The sequence below is a fragment of the Klebsiella sp. GG_Kp173 genome (assembly GCF_040062415.1).
Lineage (GTDB): Bacteria > Pseudomonadota > Gammaproteobacteria > Enterobacterales > Enterobacteriaceae > Klebsiella > Klebsiella quasipneumoniae.
The window spans coordinates 1-2279 of the sequence record NZ_JBEAFZ010000058.1 but is presented as its reverse complement, the minus strand read 5'-3'; the positions used below and the strand labels follow the sequence as shown (position 1 = coordinate 2279).

2 protein-coding genes are annotated in these 2279 nt (G+C 47.6%); one reads left to right on the top strand and one right to left on the bottom strand.

Annotated elements, in window-relative coordinates; genetic code table 11:
- Nucleotides 1–116 precede the first annotated feature (116 nt).
- Entirely contained in the window at nt 117–749 is a 633-nt protein-coding gene (locus tag ABLU50_RS16095) for a hypothetical protein (protein WP_001567369.1), read from the top strand.
- Nucleotides 750–777: 28 nt separating this feature from the next.
- Here ABLU50_RS16095 and ABLU50_RS16090 read toward each other — a convergent pair whose 3' ends face one another.
- The gene (locus ABLU50_RS16090; RefSeq protein ID WP_001567368.1) at nt 778–2181 is read right to left on the bottom strand and encodes an ISNCY-like element ISKpn21 family transposase; all 1404 of its coding nucleotides are present in this window, start codon (nt 2179–2181) and stop codon (nt 778–780) included.
- Nucleotides 2182–2279 lie beyond the last annotated feature (98 nt).

Sequence of the window (2279 nt, the reverse complement as noted above, 5' to 3'; positions counted from 1 at the left end):
TGTCAAGGCTCAATTGAAATGTCCGTTATCCAGCTCAATTAAAATGACCACTTTGATCTCTCATTCTCTTTACTGATAGACTTTCCTCCGACTGAAACAACAGGATGATTGAGCCCATGCTTCGATACGAGTTAACGCCGAACAATGCAGGTTTTATACTGTGGGGAGATTCAGAAGCCCTGAATGAATTACATGAACTCATTCATTACATCGTGGATGAAAGCCCACTGATTAAAGTTAAAGACGGATTTATGTTATCCCTTGCCTATGATATTCGTAAAGCACGGGAAGGTAATCGTCGTGTTGAGCAACATCAGTATGATCAACATGATACATATAAGCTTTATGGTGTTGAGCTTTTATGGCCTCTGGTCCTGGTACAGTCCTCAATACTCAGAAACTCAATGGGTTATATTCAGACAGACAAAAACCAGTTGTCTGTCATGTATGCCTTTGAATACCTGATAGAATCAGCATTAACAGAGTCTGAGAGAACAACGTCGAATGATATTATGCTAACAGTAAAATATGCATCAGACTCTGATTTTAATTTCATAGAGGATAATATTGACAGCAGGTGCTGCTATTTTATCAGCTTATCTCCGGAGCAAAGAAAAAAGCAGTTAATCAGTATTGTTCGTTCTTTTCATTCATTATGGGGTAAGTATGCCCGTGAAAAGCAGGACATAAAGATGCTGAACGAAATGAATAATACATCATGGGTCTGGCCGGACAATATCAACTGGTGAGCAACCACTGTCCGGCCAGTGAGTACCATCAGCGGGCTCTTTTACCAAAAATGTCCTCTGAACGTGACTGAAGCTGTTTGAGTGCTTCGAGCATGTCATCATTATCCAGTGAGCGCTGGGATTTCTTCCCTTCCTGCTTTGGCCGTCGTCGGGAAGGGCCATCTCCAGCGGGAATTGACTGAGAGCGCGTGTTATCCCGCTTGCTCTGCACCAGACTGATAAACTCCAGGGTTCGGCCAAGACGCTTGTTATCGACAATCGCGCCCTGGTCGATTTCTGACAGTCGGTCGTAGGTAGAGTAGGGAAGTAGCGTACCGTTCAGGCGCAGCTCTTTTCTGCCATCAGGATAGTGATACACATCGATATATTTACCTATTGCACGGCGACTCAGTTCGCTGTCTTCAATCAGGTACAACATTTTATCATATTGTATCGTCAACGATTTTGAGACTTTACGTTTTTCACGAACAGTGAAAATAAGCCCCAGGTCCTCATCATGTTCTACAGCACGGTGTACGTCAAAATCATGTCGCGGTACTTTGCCAAAACGGCGGTTATAGTCAGCCATATAGGCCTCAGCGAAGTCATTTGCAGCCTCCATTGAACAAATGCCCTGTAACCGCAGCTCTTTGACCAGACGATCCTGTAAAGTGAGGTGAGCTCGTTCTACACGCCCTTTGGCGGGACTGGTTTCTGCACAGATAGTCTGGATGTTCAGTTCATGCATGGCTCGCCCAAACTGAGTATGCCCGTCTCCGCCTGTGGCGTGTTTATTGTTAACACGAAAAACACCGGCTTTATCGCTGTACAGTGCCAGCGGTTTACCATGCTTATCGATATAGCGCCGCGTGGCTTCGAAGTAAGAAAACGTGGACTCCGATTTAACAAACAACAGTTCCATCAGTTTGCTGGTTGCATCATCAACATAGACCAGCGCGGTGCAGGCCGGGCCACGGCCTTCAAACCAGTCGTGATCACAGCCATCTATTTGTATCAGCTCACCAGTACACGGACGCCGGTACCGTGGTTGAGGGATCCTTGCGGCACGTTGTTTACGGGGAACCCATAAGCCAGCCCGCACCATGATGCGCCGGACAGTTTCTTTGCCAAGAAACAGTCCGTGGAGTTCTTCGAGCTTTTCACGCGCCAGAGTCGGACCGAAATCAGCATAACGCGTCTTGATCAGTTCCAGAGCCTGATCTGCGAGCCCGGGTGGCAACTGGCGGTTACCACGCATGCCACATCGTCTGCTGGCCATACCAAGCGGTCCGCCTTCACGGTAACGGGCAAGAAGTCTGCGGCATTGCCTGTCGCTGATACCGAGGTGCTCGGCCGCACGGCGCGTTGTGATGCGACGTTCAATGACGTCCTGTATAATCTTGATCCGGTTGATCTCTTTCAAAGTAAACACTCCTGAGCTTTCTGCGCTCATGATATGCCTCCCGGTAGTTTAAACGGACCAGTGAAGCTTACCATAGCGCGGACATCTGAATTGAGCCACAGGCGGACATTACTATTGAGCCATTACAA